This window comes from Chitinophaga arvensicola (assembly GCF_900110835.1).
Taxonomy (GTDB): Bacteria; Bacteroidota; Bacteroidia; order Chitinophagales; family Chitinophagaceae; genus Chitinophaga; species Chitinophaga arvensicola.
On the sequence record NZ_FOJG01000001.1, the window covers coordinates 3,474,292 to 3,491,453 of the forward strand.

The following is a 17,162-nucleotide window of genomic DNA, read 5'->3' on the forward strand; positions in this document are numbered from 1 at the left end:
GATTAAGGAATTAATATTATATGAGAATTTCATTAATTAACAGACTGTACCTCGGCTTTTCCGTTGTAGTATTACTTGTCATCCTCGGCGCTTTTCTAACCTGGCAAACTTTTTCTTCGCAAACAGAAGAAGCCGGATGGGTACAGCACACTTACCGCGTATTAAACAATTCTGAAAGGATCCAACGCTTACTTTTCGATATGGAGGCCTCCCGCAGAGGCTATCGCAGCACGTTAAACGAAAGTTTCCTGCATCCCTATGAACTCGCGCTGCCTAAAGTGTCGCCCGCTGTCAATGACCTGCGCACCATGGTGATCGATAATCCTACACAGGTAAAAAATGTGGATTCCCTGGAAGATAGCATCAATTCCCTGCTCAGCTTCTGGAATGAACTGGATCATATTATCGGGCAGCAACGTTTTGAGCAGAACGGCGCTATTACAGAAAAGGAAACCGCGCTGATGGATAAGGTCCGTGCTAAAATAGGACTGGTAAATACAGAAGAACGCCGCCTGCTGGGCATACGGGAAGAATTTAAAAGTAATTCCTTTACGAAGGCGGTGAGAACGCTTCTGATCAATAACGCCTTCATTTTATTGGTAGGATTCATACTGATGAGGATCACCTACGCCGAATTCAGACGCCGCCTCAGAGCACAACATGCCCTGAACGCCAAACTGGCGGAAGTGGTGGAACTCAATACCACCGCCAATGAAAAAAACTGGTTGCTCACAGGAGTAAACGATATGAACGACAGCCTGCAGGGCGTGAATAACCGCGATGAACTGATGCGTAAATGCCTGCATACCCTTACTAACTTCGCAGATTTTGCCGCCGGCGCATTTTATTGCTACGACGAAACCCACGATGATCTTCGTTTGTACGCGGCCGTTAGCATGCCTGCCGGGATTCCCAACGCCATTTCCCTCCATGAAGGCTTTACAGGCACCGCAGTGGCCGGAAAAGAAATCCTGGTTATCCGGGACGTGCCTGCCACCTACTGGCAATTGCACTCCGCCAGCGGTAGTATGCAGCCGGGCTCCCTGGTACTGATCCCGCTGTGGATTGAAACGGAACTACTGGGCGTCATTGAACTGGCCTCCTTCCGCGATGTGACGGATACCCAGCTCCGGTTGCTGGAAGTACTGTCGAAAGATATATCCGTTGCCGTTAATGCCGCCAACGCCCGTGAAAAAATACTGCGACTGCTGCAACAGGTGCAGGAACAAAAGGAAATTCTTATCAGTCAGCAGGAAGAACTGCGGCAGTCAAACGAAGAACTGAGCCGGCAATCGGAAATACTCCAGGCTTCTGAGGAAGAACTGAAAGTACAGGAAGAAGAACTCCGCCAGGTAAATGCGGAAATCACTGAAAAGAATAAAGACCTGGAAACCGCCAGGGGCGCACTTTCTATAAAAGCCACCGAACTGGAGGCCAGCAGCCGCTACAAATCTGAATTCCTCGCCAATATGTCGCACGAACTGAGAACACCACTCAACAGTGTACTCATCCTGGCAAAAATGCTGCAGGAAAATAAAGATAAAAACCTCACGGATAAACAGATGGAATACGCCGGTATCATCTATAAATCCGGCTCCGATCTGCTCCACCTGATCAATGATGTACTGGATCTCTCTAAAATAGAAGCCGGTAAAGTGGAAATGAATTTTGAAGAGGTATCCGTACGGGGCATTATCGATGATATTTCCGATCTTTTTGGCGTAGTATCACAGGAAAAAAATATTCAGTTTATTAAAAACGTGGCGCCCGAAGTACCGGCAGAAATCCATACCGATAAACTACGGCTGGAACAGGTGATCCGTAACCTGCTCTCCAACTCCTTTAAATTTACGCCTCCCGGTGGCGTGATCAGTCTTTCCTGGTATATGAACGCACCAGATGTACTCAGCATCAGCGTTACAGACACCGGACCCGGAATTCCGGAAGATAAGCAAAGCCTTATCTTCAATGCTTTTCACCAGGGCGACGGCGCCACCAACCGTAAATATGGCGGTACCGGCCTCGGACTGAGCATCAGCCGGGAACTGATGTTGCTGCTGAATGGAGAAATCCGCCTCGATAGCAGCACCGCCTCCGGTAGTACTTTTACAATCCAGCTGCCGGTGAGCGCGAATGCCACGCCACTGAGCATTCCGGTAACACCGGCTGCTGCACCCATGAACATGCCGTTGATCCAGCCCGCAATGGTGGTGAACGACGACCGCGATAATCTTTCGAAGCAGGACAAACTGATCCTGATTATTGAAGACGATATTTATTTTGCCGATATCCTGCGCGACTTCGCCCGTAACAAAGGATTTAAAACCATCGTGGCACACAACGGGCAGGAAGGACTGGCCTACGCCCGCAAATTCCTGCCGGTAGCCATTATCCTGGATATGAACCTCCCGGTAATCGACGGCAGCAGCATCCTCAAAATCCTGAAAAGCAGCGAGGAACTGAGCAAAATCCTGGTACATGTGGTTACCGCCGCCGATATACAGGGCATCCGGGAAGATAACATCCATGGCTATACGAGAAAGCCGCTGGAATTACAGGATCTGGAAGAAGTGTTCACCAGTATCAGCACCCAGATCCAGGCCGGACTGAAAAAAGTATTGCTTGTGTCTGTAGGACCATTGAGCGCCAATGCCACACTGGAAGCCATGAGCGAAGAGCGCAACCTCGGCACCCATTATGATATTGCCGCTGGTGTTCCGGAAGCACGGCAACTACTGGGTGGCAAAAAGTATGATGCCGTGATCGTGGAAATAGGAGAAGAACTGGAAGCCGGCATCACCCAGCTGGCAGCACTCACCACCATCCCCGAAGCCGGCAGCACACCCCTGATCGTATACCTCGACCAGGATATTACGGTGCAGGAAGAACAACAGCTGAAGAAATATGCTTCTGCTATTGTACGTAATTCCTCCCATGCTTCCGACCGGCTTATGGATGAACTGGAACTGTTCCTTTATAAACTACAGAAGAAAGTAGAAGTACCCGATATGACTGCTTCCTGGACGGAAGAGCAGTTGTCCGGTAAAACGGTATTGCTGGCAGATGATGACATGCGGAATGTATTTTCGATCAGCGCACTGCTGGAAGAACAGGGTATTTCCGTACTCACTGCCGCCGACGGGAAGGAGGCGCTGGCGGTACTGGATCAGCAGCCGTCGATAGACCTGGTGCTGATGGACATCATGATGCCCGAAATGGACGGCTACGAAGCTATGAAAAGAATACGTGCCGATGGCCGCTTCCAGCAACTGCCGGTAATTGCCCTCACCGCAAAGGCGATGGCAGGCGACCGGCAAAAATGTATGGAAGCCGGTGCATCCGATTATATTGCAAAACCCGTAGATAATATTAAATTGTTATCATTGTTAAGGGTATGGTTGTCTTAATAGAATTATGGTAGAAGAAATCAGCAACGCGGATTTTACAGACCTGGTGAAAATCATTCAGCAGCGATATGGCTATGACTTTACAGACTACGCTTCCGCCTCGCTGAAACGTCGCTTCAGCAGGTTTACCGGCTACACTGGCATCGATAATATCTTTGACCTGAAACACCGGTTGCTGAATGAAACAGATTTTTTCCGGGAGATGATCCGGTACATTACGGTGAATGTTACCGAAATGTTCCGGGATCCTTCGTTCTATAAAGTGCTGCGGGAGCAGGTAATACCACGGCTGGCATCTTACCCCAGTATTAAGATATGGCATGCCGGCTGTGCTACCGGGGAAGAAGTATATTCTATGGCTATTTTACTGCAGGAAGCCGGTCTGCTGGACCGTTGCCGTATCTATGCCACCGATCTCAATGAAGCCAACCTGGAGAAAGCAGAAAGCGGTATCATTGCGTTGAAGGATATGAAAGACTATACGCAAAACTATATGCAGTCCGGGGGGATTCATGATTTTTCCAATTATTACACCGCCCGTTACGACAACGCCATTATTCACCCGTCTTTATTAAGGAACGTTATTTTCTTTCAGCACAACCTGGTCACCGACCAGGTATTCAATGAATTTCAACTCATCTGTTGCCGGAATGTTTTTATATATTTTAACAGAACACTCCAGGAACGGGTGGTGAAGTTGTTTTATGAAAGCTTAACTTCGTTAGGGTACCTGGCATTGGGTATTAAAGAGTCACTGTTATATAATGAAGAAAGAATAAAATTTGAACCTGTGAATCTGGCGAATAAAATATTCAGACGTAAAGTATAAATTTGACAGTCCCCCATTCATACCGTATCCTCGTTATTGGTGGCTCCGCCGGCAGTATGCCGGTATTATCCGCATTGATGGAAGCCTGGCCGGTTCCTTTCCACATACCGGTGGTACTGGTAATCCATCGTTTAAAAAACGTGAAGAGCGAACTGGGTGTGCTGTTATCAGACCATATACAGATCACAGAACCGGAAGATAAAGAGCAACTGCTGCCAGGACATATCTACCTGGCACCGCAAAATTATCACCTGTTGATCGAAGCCGATGGCACCATTTCCCTGGACTATTCAGAACTGATCAACTTCAGCCGGCCATCGATAGACCTGAGCTTTGAAAGCGCTGCTACCGCTTTTGGATCCGCTGTCATCGGTATTTTACTGAGCGGCGCCAACAAAGACGGCGCAGAAGGATTATGCCGCATAGCCGCTGCCGGTGGCACAGCAATTGTACAGGATCCGGCTACGGCAGCTTTTAACACCATGCCGCAAGCCGCCTTAGATCAATGCGCAGACATACAATCCATGACGCCGGATCAGATGATCCGTTACTTAAGAAATATAAGCACCGCAAATAAACGTTGAGAAATGAAGCAACACAAACCGAAAACATTTACTATACTGTTGGTGGATGACAAAGCGGAAAACCTCGTATCGCTGGAACATATGCTGGAAGGCGATCACCGCGTTATCCTGAAAGCCACTTCCGGTAATGAAGCATTGAAAACCGTATTACGTCACGATGATATTGGGCTCATCATGCTGGATGTGCAGATGCCTGAAATGGATGGCTATGAAGTAGCCAGGCTCTTACAGACAAATCCTAAAACAAAAGATATCTCCATCATCTTTGTAACTGCCATCAACAAAGAGGAACAATATGTAATGCGCGGTTTTGAACAGGGCGCCGTAGATTACCTGTCCAAGCCACTGGATGTAAATGTGACCCGGGCCAAGGTGACCGTGTTTGAAAAGTTGTACCGCTATCAACATCAGCTGAAAGAGGCGATGATCGAGAAAGAGAAAGTAAACAAACAGCTGGAAAGGTTTATGTACGTGGTGGCACATGACCTGAAATCCCCGCTGTCCGGCGCTATTGGCCTCCTGGCACTGATCAATGAAGACGAACGGATTCAGAGCGCTCCCGATCTGAAAGAATATATGAAAATTGTATTGGGCGCCACCAATCACCTCACAGAAATGATTACCTCCATGCTGGATTATACCCGCCAGAGCGACATGGAACAAACGATAGAAGAAGTTAATGTACATGAACTGGTAACACAGTTATCGAAGCTGCTGTTTCCTCCTGCCAATATTCATATCGAAACAGGGGGGACCCTGCCGGTACTGGAAACCAACAAGCTGAAACTGCAACAGGTGTTTCAGAACCTCATCTCCAATGCCATCAAATACAATGATAAGAAGGATGGTCTTATCACCATCGGGGGCACCGACAAGGGCGAATTCTATGAATTCTATGTAAAAGATAATGGCCCCGGTGTAGCCAAACGCGATACCGACCGCATTTTCAAGCTGTTTGAACGGCTCGATAATGAAGGGAAAGGAGAAGGCTCCGGTATAGGCCTGAATATCTTTAAGCTACTGGTAGAAGAACAGGGAGGTAAGGTATGGGTAGAATCTTTACCCGGAGAAGGAAGTACATTTTATTTCCTCTGGCGGCAACGCTATTGATCCAGGGTTTCAAAGATCCATAGCCGGCCGCTGATCTGTTGGGTGGTAACAGGAAGACATGATACCGAGAGGGTGCTGTTTTCCAGTTGCCAGGTCCAGTTGGTCAGCGCATTTTCAGGAGAGGAAAACAGGTGTACGGCCTTTTTATAGATCTCTTCTGTATTCAATGCTTTATTCCGCAATTGCATCATCGCATCTGAAAGTACCGCCGGGAGCTGTTCTCCCGGTCCGGATAATCCCAGTAGTGTAGCGCCTTCCTGGTTCACCCATCCGGAAAAACCATCGTTGTTGATAAATACCAATGCATGCGGAATGGTGTGCAGGATGGCCGCAAAACGGATAGCTACCCGCTGAAAGTACAGCTGTTGCTGGGATTGCAGCAGAATTTCTTTCAAACGTAAACGGATCGTTTCTATACATTCTACAAAATCCGGTTCAAAGGAAGGCGGCTCACTCCAGCCCAACACCAGCAGGCTGTTGTTGGGCGTGGTATTTACCGGTATAATAATAGCAGACGACAACGCCTGCAATACCTCTTTAAATACATTTTCCTTTGGTACGGGCAGCTCCCGCCAGTAAATGGTTTTAAAGCCATGGGCGTACAGCAGCTTTTTAATGGGCTCCGGGTTCAGCACAATGTCGTTGAGATGAACGGGAGACGCGCATTTCACTTTGGCGGTATCTTCATCCTCAAACTCCAGTTGCAGGGCTATGTCGGCCCCGGTCAGATTTTTGACGAGCGAAATACTGAATGCAAGAAAGGAAGAGATGTGCTTGTCCTTATCCCACCGACTCGTTTGATTGATAAAATTTAAAGCTTTACGCTCCCAGATACTCACAGTATGTAATTGAAAAAATGAATTAAAGAAACGATTGAATGGCAGCTATTACTTCTGTTGGTGCGCTTACCTGCGGAAAATGCCCTTCTGTCTGTACCTGGGTACGGCGGCTGTTGGGGATATGTGTTTCCAGGTACTCACTCACCACTGCCGGTACGGCAATGTCGTTAGTGGTTTGCACTACCAGTGTCGGCAATGTTACTTTGGGCAGTTCTTCCCGGTAGTCGAGGTAAAAAATCGCTTTGGCCACCTGGATCGCAATATCCGGACGGATGGCCGACAGGGTGTCTGCAAAGGCATTAGCTAACTCGGGCCGGTCTTCATTCCGCATGGCCAGTTTCGAAAAGCCTGCTGCCCATGCATGATAATTTCCTTCCATGGCTTCAAAGAGGCCGTTCAGCGCAAGATGGTCGAAACCCCCGATGTAGCCGTCTTTCGGATCATTGAGGTAGCGCGGACTGGAACCCAGCAGGATCAGCTTTTCGATCATGCCCGGGTAGTGGATGCTGTTGAGCAACCCCGTCATCCCGCTTACAGAGTGACCTACAAAGGTGACGTGTTTTAATTCCAGTGCCTGTATAATATCCGCCAGATCCGTTGCATAGCCATGAATGGACTCATAACGCTTGGGGCTGTACGCTTTCATTTCTGCTTTACCACCGCCCACATTGTCGAACAGCACAATTTTATAATCGCTTTCAAATGAAGGCGTCACCTTGGAAAAAGTAGTCTGATCTAAACCGAAGCCGTGGGCAAACATGAGGGTCTGTGGTGCATCCAGGTTACCAATGACATGGATGTGATTTCTTGCGATGATGTCCATAGAACAATAAATATTTGAAAAATGATGACTATAGCAGGCCTGAAAAACAGGTTAATTTTGAGATGACGTACTAATCCCTAGTGGCAGCTAAGGAGGGTTAGTTCGCATTAAATATGCCTTTGCACTGGCCGTTAGGTCACATTTTTCAAATATAAGTAATTAGTTTGAACCAACTACCTACTAATAGGTATGGGGATGCTTTATTCCTTCCGCCGTTGTCCGGAAAGAAGATTAAGAAATAGCCCTTGCTTTTTTGAACCGCTTTTACATATATTTACGCTTAAACCTTTTGGTGATTGATGGACTTGCAGGATAACGCGCTGCTGGAGAGGATGCAGTTACTGGACGATAAAACTGCCTTTGATGAGTTGTATCACCGTTACTGGCAACCATTATACATGGCTGCCTACGCCAGGCTGCAGAACGAAGCAGACGCAAAAGATTGTCTTCAGGAAGTGTTTGTAGCCCTTTGGCAAAAAAGAAAAGAGATCGTCATCCGCGAAAAGCTGGATGCTTACCTTTTTATTTCGCTCAAATACCGCGTGCTCAATCATATCCGCCATCATCATAATTACCAGAAACACCTGGATATTTTCGCAGATTTTCCCCTTCCTTTTTTGCCTTCGGCAGATGCCCGCCTTTCCTTGTCAGAAATGCAGGAACTGATCGCAGATACCATTGCCGGTATGCCCGGAAAAATGAAGGAAGTATACCTGCTGAGCAGGCGGGACGGCCTTTCGGTGCAGGAAACAGCTACCCGATTGGGCATCTCCCAGCAAACGGTAAAAAATCAGTTGACCACCGCCTTAAAAAGACTGAAAGACCGGCTCCGGTCCTATAAATAATTTTTTTTCTACTCATCTGGTACTACCACTTAGCACGGGTGTCTTTAATAATACAAATGGTTAAAAGCGTGGATGTTCAACAGAAAATAGCTCAGATCCTCCAAAGGCTTGAAACCGGAACCTGTACTCCACAAGAACTGCAATGGCTGCAAGACTGGTATGAATCCCAGGACGCGCAACCTATGCATACATTCCGGGATGAAGCCCATCAGCAACAGCTGCAGGCAGATATGCTACAACATATCCATGCCCGGCTGGAGCCGGTTAGCACACCCGTGGTACGGATGCGCTACCGTTGGCAGATCGCAGCAGCAGTGATGGCAGGGGTAATCGGTATGGCCGGCTGGTGGTTCTTTAAGAACTGGCAGCCAAAGCACGACATGATTATTGTGCAGGTGGCCGCAGGGCAGCAAATGGATTTTGCATTGCCAGACAGCTCCCACGTGTGGCTCAACGCCGGTGCCCGGATGGAATATCCCCGGCAATTCGGAGAAGTTCGTGCCGTAAAGCTCGACGGAGAAGCTTTCTTTGACATACAACCGGATGCCCGTCACCCTTTTGAGGTACACACACAGGAGATTAATGTGCAGGTGCTCGGTACTTCCTTCGACGTGAAAGCATACAGCACCCTCGATGAAACACAGGTGACCGTGAAAACCGGTATGGTAAAGGTGTTACACGACCAGAAAGGACTGGATGTACTCAGCGCCAATGATCAGCTGACTTTCAGCAGATCGGCACAACAGTACATGAAATCAAAAGCAGACAACCAACAGATCAACGAATGGGCCAGCGGTATGATCAGCCTCTCGCAGGTAGGATTCGCCGAACTGGCTCTCACACTGGAAAATCAATACGGTGTGCATATCCGGTACAACCCGGCAGAAATGAAACACGATGAATACACGCTCCGGTGCAGCAAACAACTCAGCATCACCCAGGTCCTGGACCTGGTCAGCAGTATACATCCCTTACAATATGATATGAAAGAGAAAGAAATTACCATACATCGTAAAAACTAAATAGCGCATACAAGGAGGATGCAACCAAAATTAGTAAGGATGGACACGCTTTAAGCCATCCCTGCGATAGCTATGTCCCACCGGGAAATAAAAAACCGCATCTGTTGGAGCAGACACGGTTTTTAGAAAGTTATACAACAGTCAGGCAGTGATTTGCAGACACGCTTGATGACTGTTATATGCATTTAGTTAACACTAAAATCAACCAAATATATGCAAAAAACGCTTACGCTAACTTTTATACAACGTCTTATGAGATGGAGCGTAATGGTCACTGTTCTTATACTCGGAGGATTCACACTCCTCTTCGCCAATAACGGGTATAGCCAGCTATTACAACAAGTAAGAGTGACCGAAAAATTTGAGAACGAATCCCTCGCTTCCTGCGTGAAAAAACTGGAGTCCGGGTACCACCTTTCTTTTGGTTACGATAACCAGGAACTGGCCCGCTACCAGGTAAAAAAACTGACCTTCGTCAATGAACGGCTGGAGAAAGTCATGCACTCCCTGCTGGCGAATACACCATTGCAGTTCGTAGAGAAAAACGGCGTGCTGCTCATCGTGAAAGAGGTAATACCCGCCGCGCCTTTGCAGGAACAGCAACCAGCTCCGGGCAAAGTAAAAGGTGTTGTTACCGACAACGACGGACAACCGGTACCAGGCGTCACCGTGAAAGTAGCAGGTACCAAATATTATGCAGTGAGCAATCCGGAAGGCGTATTTGAAATTACCCTGCCCGCCGGAAACTATACGCTGCAACTGTCTTTCATCGGGTATAAACCCGTACAGCAAATGGTGAAGATCGTGCCAGGCACAGTAGCACAGCAAAAGCTCGCTATGGTAGTGGAAGCATCCCGCTTAACAGAAGCCGTGGTGATCGGTTATGGGGTGCAGGAAAGACGCAGCCTCCTCGGTTCCGTATCTACCTACCAGGCTTCTAAAGAGCCCGGACAAACGCCGCTGACCATCGACCAGGCCATGGTAGGTAAACTGCCCGGTGTATTCATCGCCCCTTCCAGCGGTGTGCCGGGAGCCGCCTCCAACATCACCATCCGGGGTATCAGCACCCTCAATGCCAACGGTAATTCACCATTGATCGTCATTGATGGCGTACCGATTTATGGCATCGATCCCAATGTAAATACAGTGAACTATAATGAAGGTAATTCCGCAGGATTTTCCTTTGGTGGTAACCAGGTGGTAAACGAATACCGCCAGCCTACCACTTTTGAAAAGAATCCGCTGGCCACCATCAATCCGGATGATATTGAATCCATCGAAGTCCTGAAAGATGCCTATTCTACCGCTATCTATGGCTCCCGTGGTTCTGCAGGGGTGATCCTCATTACCACCAAAAAAGGAAGCCGGGGTAAAATGCGGGTAGATGTTCAACTCAGCACGGCTTTCAGCAAACCGAGAGAACTCCCGAAACTCATGAACGGCGACCAGTATGCTGATTTCTATACGGAGCTCTTCCGCCAGAAGGATTCTGTCGGAAAAGCACAATCAAGCTGGTACTGGCCCTTAAACTATAAATTCCCGAAAGGCGTAAATACCAACTGGCTGGATGAAGTAGTACGTACTGCCAACAGCAATAACGCAGTGGTATCCATGAGTGGCGGCACAGAAAAATCCAATTACTACGTAAGCCTTGGTTATAATAAAGACCAATCCTACATCATTAACAACGACTTTACCCGCTACCAGGGCCGCGTAAATTTCGATAACCAGATGTCGAAATCCCTGAAAGTAGGCGTGAGTATGTCGCTGAACCAGGCTACCAACAATTCCCTCAGCGCGCAATGGGCCTACCGTGGCGCTATTCAGAAAGCACCCAATATCCCGGTGTACGACAGCACCGGTAAATACAGCTGGCTATTCGGTAAAAATCCTACCGGTCCGGAAGAGGTATCCAATCCCGTGGCGCAGGCGCTGTCCGGTAAAAACTACACCACCGATAACCGGGTGCTGGGGAATGTTTTTGCCGACCTGAAACTGCTGCCCTGGTTAAGCGCTCATACGGATGTAGGGGTAGACTGGATCAATTCCCGCTCCTATAACCGTATCATCGACCGGCCCAAGCTGGTAGGTGGCTCTGCTACGGAAACACAACAGCAGCTGCGGAAATGGGTAATCAACAACCGTCTTGATATCAATAAAATAGTGGGAGATGGGCATGCGATTAGTGCTATGCTGGGTCAGAGCTTTGAAACATCTACCGAAAATGTCAACGGTGTTTATGGCACCCGGTTCCTGACCGATGAAATGCTGAGCATTACTACCGCACAGGATAAAAGAGTACTGAATTCCCTGCAACAGCAATGGGCGCAGGTATCCTATCTGAGCCGCCTCAACTACGAATACAAACATAAATACCTCGCAGGCGTAACCTATCGCCTGGATGGTTCTTCCCGCTTTTCTGCCAACCACCGCTATGTGGGCTTCCCGTCTTTTGCACTCGGATGGGTACCCAGTGAAGAAGGTTTCCTGAAAGGCGTGAAAGCGATTGAACAGCTGAAGATCCGCGGTAGCGTAGGCTTTACCGGCAACGATGGCGGTACCGGCTATTATGGCAACCAGGGCCAGTATGTAGTGGATGTATATGGCGCTACTTATGGAAATACCACTACCATCGGCAATAAACAGCCGGCCAATCCAAACCTGGAATGGGAGCGGACCACCACCTGGAACGTAGGCGCCGACATCAGTTTATGGCAGGGCCGCATCACTGCTACCCTCGATTACTATCGCCGTCAGACCGCCAATGCTATCCTGCAATCTGCCCTGCCTTATTTTATGGGCTTCACCCTGCAACAGCAGAACCGGGCAGATCTGAATAACAAAGGAATTGAATTCAGTATCACCAGCGAAAACATCTCCCGGAGAGATCTCCGCTGGACCACTACCTTCAATATCTCCGGTAACCGTAATATCGTTACCCGCCTGCATCAGATCAGTGAAGAACAGCTGGCGGCACAGAATGAAACCTCCGGCGGTCGCTTCTGGCGAGTAGGTCACTCTGCTACGGCCTTTTACCTCTACGACTGGGCTGGCGTGAACCCGGTTAACGGACAACCGCAATGGTCAGATAATACCGGTAAAGTATCGGAAGTGCCTATCCAGAAACAGTATCCCAATGCACCTTATGAACACCGCAAATATATGGGCGATGCCATGCCGGTGGTATTCGGTGGTTTTGGTAATACCCTGAACTGGAAGAACTTTGAACTCAACTGTTTCTTCTCTTTCTCCGCCGGTAATAAGATCTATAACGGCGCCAAAGCGGCTATGTACAGCTACCTCGGTAGTTCCTATTCCGCCAATAACGTGTACAATCTTTCCACCGATCTGCTGAATTACTGGAAATCACCCGGACAAAAAACTGATATCCCGGCGCTGATCAATAATTCCAACTATGCACAGGCCGGATTTGGCAGTTCGTTCGACTATACGCTGGACCGCAAAAACGACCGTTTCCTGGAAGATGCTTCTTTTGTAAAACTGCGTAGCCTCCTGCTGGGATATAACTTCAATAGCAGACAGCTGAAAAATACCCGCGTGTTTTCTGCCCTGAAAATTTATGCAGAAGCAAATAATGTGTTTATTCTCACAAAGTATTCAGGCCTGGATCCTGAGGTGAGCGCATATGGCTCTTCTGCCCTGAACATGGGTTATGATGAACTTACGATGCCCTCGCCCCGCACATGGCGGATAGGAGTGAAAGCATCTTTCTAAAATTATTTAAACTGAGCCGGATATGAAAAAATACAGATACCATATAAGCCTGTTTACACTGTTGCTGGTGCTGGGCGCCTGCAACCGGCAACTGGACCTGAAGCCGGAAGGTACCATGGTAGAATCGGAACTGTTGAAGTACGAACAAACTACACAAAACTATCTCGCAGACACCTATCTGCGCATGATGGATGCCTGTGCCAGCGATAACTATCAGATAGGAGATCTCACCGGTGGTATTGCCGGTACCAATGATCCAAATCTTGCAAAAGGAACCATTGATCCACGTGATGAAAACTATACGGCCTTATGGTCCAAACCTTACCTGACCATTAACCAGGCAAACGTGATCATTAATCAGCTACCAAAGTATGCGCAGTTTGATAAAAGCAAACAGGCGCCCCTTATTGCAGAAGCGCTTTTTATACGCGCCTATTGCTACATGGTACTGTTACGGCTATACGGAGATGGGGCACTGCAGGGTAAAAAAGACAACATGGGCGTGCCGCTGAGAATTGCTTCCTTCGACGGGTACAATGGTTCGCAGGATATACCAAGGGCTACTAACGGAGCGGTATACACGCAGATACTGAAAGACCTCGACGCCGCTATTGCCGACTTACCGGCCGTTCGTCCGGATGCACTCAGCCAGGGCAGCAGGGCTACCAAAGGCGCTGCCAATGCACTCGCCGCAAGAGTATGCCTCTACAGCCAGCAATACGAAAAGGCCGCTACTTACGCACAGGCAGCCCTGACCGGTAATAATTACAGCCTCCAGCCCAACTTCTGGACCATGTGGCCGGATCATTACGCCAGTCTTGGTAGCTACCCCCTCAGCAAAGAAGTACTCTTCGCCTTCCCGGAAAGCTTTAACAAAACATCGAAGTCGAACGACAACAACGGCATCTATTACGCATACGGATACTATAAAACACTACCTGGTTTTCTTGCCTCCTACGGAGATCATGACGAAAGAAAAGATAGTATCAACCTTTCTTATCAGCCGGTGATGCGCAAATTCACCGACATGAACATGCGCGACAACGTAGTGATGATCCGTTTGCCGGAAGTAATGCTCACACTGGCAGAAGCACTCGCACAAACAAAAGGCGTGAACAGTACCTCTATCGATTTACTTAACCAGGTATACGCCCGCGCCTATACGGTAAGTCCCGTGCCGCATGTATACGTGGCGGCCGACTTTGCCACACCGGCCGCGCTGATAGACCGTATCCTGCAGGAACGCCGCTGGGAGCTGGCTTTTGAAGGATTCGCCCGTTTCGACGCCATCCGTTATGGCAAAGCACCTAACCCGGAACTGCCGGCTACCCGCTACGCATTCCCGATACCACAACACGAAATAGATATCACGCAGGGCCTGATCAAACAGAATCCCGGCTATTAATGGAAACCACCTCCCGGATCACATGATCCGGGAGGTATTAATCAATCATCACAAATGAAAAAAATCATCACCCTTCTTTCTGGTGTTGCGATCAGCCTGGGCAGCTACGCCCAGCAACAACCACAGATTACCTTACAGGGCACACTGGCCGGAGATCTGAAAGGATATAACAAAATGTATATCTACTCCCGCACATACCACGATTCCGCTGTCATTACCAACGGACACTATTCCATCAACATTCCCTTTAAAGAACCGGTGTTCCTGATGCTGTATCCCGAATACATCAAAGAACAACGCATGATGTACCAACCCTTTGGTATCCTCATGGATAAACCGGTTACCTACACCGTTACCAGCGATATTGCCAAAGGCATGAACGCCTCTGTGGTAAAAGGTTCGGAAGCAGTGGAAGTATTGCAGACCTATAAAAAACAGAAAGAAGCTGCCTGGAAACAGATGACTGAAACCCTGAAGAAAGAATATGGTCAGCCCTGGATGGATGAAAAAGATGCGCGTCATGCAGAATTTGAAGCCAGGCAGAAAGCCCTGCAACAACAGTACCTGGTGCCTTTGCTGCAAAAGCTGGTGAAGGATCATCCCAATTCCTTTGCGTCCGTTTTCAGTTTGGGAGAAGCGCGCGAAATGATGAGCACCGACCAACAGGATCGCCTCTACGCCGGATTGTCGTCCGAGATGAAGAAAACCAAAGAAGCGAAAGAGTTCCATCAGTTTACGGACGGAATTAAGAATTCCGCTGTAGGTAAAAAGGTGAAAGACTTTACCCTGCCCGATGAAAAAGACCAGCCACTGGCATTGCAGCAGTTTAAAGGCAAATACCTGCTGATCGACTTCTGGGCCAGCTGGTGCAGTCCCTGCCGCCAGTCGTTTCCTCACATGAGAGAAGTGTACCAGCAATACAAAGATCAGAACTTCGAGATCTACAGTATCTCCATCGACAAAAGTAAAAGTGACTGGCTGAAAGCAGTAGCACAGGAGAACAATCCCTGGAAACAGGCGCTGGATAACATCAATATTGCAGGCAGTGGTTTTGCAATCACCGGTGTACCTACTACTTACCTGATCAGTCCTGATGGTGAAATCCTGATGAAAGAAGTCGGTTTTGAACCCGATGGCAGCGGTGCTATTGAAAAGAAACTGAACGAACTGTTTGGCGCTAGCGTAAAGTCGGCCGCAAAAGCAACAGAAGCACCGAAAACAATGAAAGCCATGCCGATGGTGCCTATGCAGTAAAAGACCGGCTCACCTGTAATTTTAAATCATGTTATGAAAAGAATACTCACACTGTTGTTAATCTGTTGCAGCACCGCTGCAATGGCTCAGATGGAAGCCGCTAAAAAAATCATCCCGGATTATACACACGAAACCATGCTGAAAAGTTCGCCTTCAAAAATATGGCGGGTGATCAGCAACCTGCCACAGGTAAAGGATTATGCTAACGGTACTATTAAAGACGTACAGATCGTAACGGATAGAGATACCCGCTACCGCGATATCACGTTCACGGATAATCGCAAACGCCGCGATATCATTGACCAGGTGCATGATTCGTATAAGTTTTTTGTTTTCAGCATCGTATCTCCCTTACCCAATGGCGTTACACATGCTACCGTTACCGCACTGGTGGAGTCCATGCCCGATAAGGATGATATGTCGGTAGTAAGATGGAGCATTATCCTGGAAGGTGATAAAGGTGGCCGCAAACCACTGGTAGATACGCTCTCCGCAGAGATTGGCAATTATGAAGCCGGACTGAAGAAATTGCTGGAACAATAAACAACGATAGATATTGTCTTTCTCAGGATCCGCTTGCTAATCCTGAGAAAGACAAAATTCGTTATCTTTGCGCCTTACAAAAAAAGGCATTATGACCCGGCAGCAAAAAGCATTTCTGTTCGATCTGAACGGTACCATGATCAATGATATGGAATATCACCTCGAAGGCTGGTATAACATGTTAAACAAGCTGGGAGCCAACCTCCCCAGGGAAATTGTCAGAAGCCATATGTATGGCAAGAACGAGGAGCTGCTGGTGCGTGTATTTGGTAAAGATCATTTCACGCCGGAGCAGATGGAAGAAATTGCCCACGAAAAAGAAGTATTATACCAGGAAGCATTCCGCCCGCACCTGGAGCTGATTGCCGGATTACCAGCCTTCCTGGAAAAAGCCGCTGCTGCCAACATTCCCATGGCCATTGGTTCTGCCGCCAATACCTTCAACATCAACTATGTGTTGGACAACCTGCATATCCGTCCTTACCTGAAAGCAATCGTCAGTGCGGATGACGTTACTACCAGTAAACCCGATCCGGAAGTATTTCTTAAATGCGCACAGCAACTGGGTGTGAGTCCTGCCAATTGTATCGTTTTTGAGGATGCACCAAAAGGCGTGGAAGCAGCCTTGAACGCAGGTATGGAAGCGGTGGTATTAACCACAATGCATACACGAGATGAGTTTGCTGCCTATGGCAATATCCGCGCATTTGTAGCGGACTATACCGATCCCGTGTTACAACAGCTGTTTTTATAAATCAGGAATATT

13 protein-coding genes are annotated in these 17,162 nt (G+C 48.2%); 11 read left to right on the forward strand and 2 right to left on the reverse strand.

The window, feature by feature from the left end:
• Positions 1-20 precede the first annotated feature (20 nt).
• Genes BMW79_RS14425 through BMW79_RS14440 form a run of 4 tightly spaced genes read left to right on the forward strand, consistent with a single transcriptional unit; the run spans position 21 to position 5,930 of the window.
• Positions 21-3,407, forward strand: a complete 3,387-nt coding sequence (locus BMW79_RS14425) for a response regulator (RefSeq protein ID WP_089895883.1) — start codon at positions 21-23, stop codon at positions 3,405-3,407.
• Positions 3,408-3,414: 7 nt separating this feature from the next.
• Complete coding sequence (locus BMW79_RS14430) at positions 3,415-4,236, forward strand: CheR family methyltransferase (protein WP_089895884.1); 822 nt, start codon at positions 3,415-3,417, stop codon at positions 4,234-4,236.
• 2 nt (positions 4,237-4,238) lie between these two features.
• Positions 4,239-4,820, forward strand: coding sequence for a chemotaxis protein CheB (locus tag BMW79_RS14435; RefSeq protein ID WP_245752487.1), 582 nt, complete (start codon positions 4,239-4,241; stop codon positions 4,818-4,820).
• Between the two features lie 3 nt (positions 4,821-4,823).
• Positions 4,824-5,930 carry a sensor histidine kinase gene (locus BMW79_RS14440; RefSeq protein ID WP_089895886.1) on the forward strand — a complete coding sequence of 369 codons (1,107 nt, stop codon included), beginning with the start codon at positions 4,824-4,826 and terminating at the stop codon, positions 5,928-5,930.
• Here BMW79_RS14440 and BMW79_RS14445 read toward each other — a convergent pair.
• Together BMW79_RS14445 and BMW79_RS14450 are read right to left on the reverse strand one after the other, a co-directional pair.
• Entirely contained in the window at positions 5,924-6,769 is an 846-nt protein-coding gene (locus BMW79_RS14445; protein WP_089895888.1) for a hypothetical protein, read from the reverse strand. The genes BMW79_RS14440 and BMW79_RS14445 overlap by 7 nt on opposite strands.
• Positions 6,770-6,791: 22 nt before the next feature.
• On the reverse strand, positions 6,792-7,592 hold the full coding sequence (locus BMW79_RS14450) for an alpha/beta fold hydrolase (protein WP_089895890.1): 801 nt from the start codon (positions 7,590-7,592) through the stop codon (positions 6,792-6,794).
• Between the two features lie 299 nt (positions 7,593-7,891).
• Here BMW79_RS14450 and BMW79_RS14455 point away from each other — a divergent pair, with 299 nt between their 5' ends.
• The 7 genes from BMW79_RS14455 to BMW79_RS14485 all read left to right on the forward strand — a co-directional run bounded on the left by BMW79_RS14455 (position 7,892) and on the right by BMW79_RS14485 (position 17,150).
• Positions 7,892-8,437, forward strand: coding sequence for an RNA polymerase sigma factor (locus BMW79_RS14455; protein ID WP_089895892.1), 546 nt, complete (start codon positions 7,892-7,894; stop codon positions 8,435-8,437).
• A 56-nt stretch (positions 8,438-8,493) separates the two neighbouring features.
• Positions 8,494-9,459, forward strand: coding sequence for a FecR family protein (locus BMW79_RS14460; RefSeq protein ID WP_089895894.1), 966 nt, complete (start codon positions 8,494-8,496; stop codon positions 9,457-9,459).
• A gap of 252 nt (positions 9,460-9,711) precedes the next feature.
• Entirely contained in the window at positions 9,712-13,194 is a 3,483-nt protein-coding gene (locus BMW79_RS14465) for a SusC/RagA family TonB-linked outer membrane protein (protein ID WP_177192171.1), read from the forward strand.
• Between the two features lie 22 nt (positions 13,195-13,216).
• Positions 13,217-14,599, forward strand: a complete 1,383-nt coding sequence (locus BMW79_RS14470) for a RagB/SusD family nutrient uptake outer membrane protein (RefSeq protein WP_089895898.1) — start codon at positions 13,217-13,219, stop codon at positions 14,597-14,599.
• A 54-nt stretch (positions 14,600-14,653) separates the two neighbouring features.
• Positions 14,654-15,853 carry a TlpA disulfide reductase family protein gene (locus tag BMW79_RS14475; RefSeq protein WP_089895900.1) on the forward strand — a complete coding sequence of 400 codons (1,200 nt, stop codon included), beginning with the start codon at positions 14,654-14,656 and terminating at the stop codon, positions 15,851-15,853.
• 33 nt (positions 15,854-15,886) lie between these two features.
• On the forward strand, positions 15,887-16,396 hold the full coding sequence (locus BMW79_RS14480) for a hypothetical protein (protein WP_089895902.1): 510 nt from the start codon (positions 15,887-15,889) through the stop codon (positions 16,394-16,396).
• Positions 16,397-16,487: 91 nt separating this feature from the next.
• Positions 16,488-17,150 (forward strand): HAD family hydrolase, encoded by a 663-nt coding sequence (locus BMW79_RS14485; protein WP_089895904.1) that lies wholly within the window; start codon positions 16,488-16,490, stop codon positions 17,148-17,150.
• Positions 17,151-17,162: the final 12 nt, after the last annotated feature.